General features: G+C 53.4%; 1 tRNA gene and 2 rRNA genes (1 of these 3 cut by a window edge). All 3 read right to left on the bottom strand.

Features of this window, described 5'->3' with window-relative positions:
- Positions 1-265: 265 nt before the first annotated feature.
- Positions 266-342, bottom strand: a tRNA-Met gene (locus AC13C2_RS17575).
- Positions 343-390: 48 nt separating this feature from the next.
- Positions 391-505, bottom strand: a 5S ribosomal RNA gene (gene rrf, locus AC13C2_RS17570).
- Between the two features lie 92 nt (positions 506-597).
- Positions 598-1,581, bottom strand: a 23S ribosomal RNA gene (locus AC13C2_RS17565); it runs 1,846 nt beyond the window's last position.

The following is a 1,581-nucleotide window of genomic DNA, read 5'->3' as shown; positions in this document are numbered from 1 at the left end:
CAGAAACGCCGCCGTTCCAGGCCAAGAATTTCGCCGCGCATCGCAGACCCCGCATAAGACACGTCGCTAACGACGTCGTTAAATACGTGCCTTAGATCAAAGCCCCAGGGTCAGGCAGGCGGTGCCAATGGGCTGGTTACGATCATTTTGACGCTGACTGACGACGAAATGCTCATCGATGTGAGGGGCGATCTTGCTGGAATCCTTGGCATTTCCCTAAACCGCAAAAAACCCACCACAAGGGCGGGTCAATCGCAATTTGAGTTGGTTGCGGGAGTAGGATTTGAACCTACGACCTTCAGGTTATGAGCCTGACGAGCTACCGGACTGCTCCATCCCGCGCCAATTGCCATCGTTCGAGGAGATACACGAGTTCAATAGGTTTTCTAGGTTTGGCGATGACCTACTCTCCCACGCCTTAAGACGCAGTACCATCGGCGCTACAGCACTTAACTGCCGGGTTCGGGATGGGACCGGGTGTTTTGCTTGCGCTATGATCACCAAACCGAAAAAACCTATCGAAATTCCAAGTCAAGTATACCGTTATGGTGTGTATGCTTTTGATTAATCCAACCAGTTTCCTGGCTTCTACTGGATCAAATCAAGCCTATCGGACAATTAGTACCGGTCAACTGAACGCATTGCTGCGCTTACATCTCCGGCCTATCGACGTGGTGGTCTACCACGGTCCTCAGGGATATCTTGTTTTGAAGGGGGCTTCCCGCTTAGATGCCTTCAGCGGTTATCCTGTCCGATCATAGCTACCCAGCACTGCTATTGGCATAACAACTGGTCCACCAGTGGATCGTTCACCCCGGTCCTCTCGTACTAGGGGCAACTCTTCTCAAATATCCTACACCCACGGAAGATAGGGACCGAACTGTCTCACGACGTTCTAAACCCAGCTCACGTACCTCTTTAAACGGCGAACAGCCGTACCCTTGGGACCTGCTCCAGCCCCAGGATGAGATGAGCCGACATCGAGGTGCCAAACGATGCCGTCGATATGGACTCTTGGGCATCATCAGCCTGTTATCCCCGGCGTACCTTTTATCCGTTGAGCGATGGCCCTCCCACTTGGGACCACCGGATCACTATGGCCGTCTTTCGACTCTGCTCGACTTGTCAGTCTTGCAGTCAGGCTGGCTTCTGCCATTGCACTCAACGATCGATGTCCGACCGATCTGAGCCAACCTTCGCGCGCCTCCGTTACTCTTTAGGAGGCGACCGCCCCAGTCAAACTACCCGCCACAGAGGGTCCCGGATCCGGATAACGGACCGCGGTTAGATATCAAGCGAAGCAAGGGTGGTATCTCAAGGAAGGCTCCACACAGACTTGCGTCCATGCTTCAAAGCCTACCACCTATCCTGCACATGCTTGACCTGATATCAGTCTGAAGCTGTAGTAAAGGTGCACGGGGTCTTTCCGTCTAACCGCGGGTAACCTGCATCTTGACAGGTAATTCAATTTCGCTGAGTCGATGTTGGAGACAGCGGGGAAGTCGTTACGCCATTCGTGCAGGTCGGAACTTACCCGACAAGGAATTTCGCTACCTTAGGACCGTTATAGTTACGGCCGCC

Source organism: Jannaschia sp. L-14R, assembly GCF_056857695.1.
This window is presented reverse-complemented; position numbering and strand designations above follow the sequence as displayed.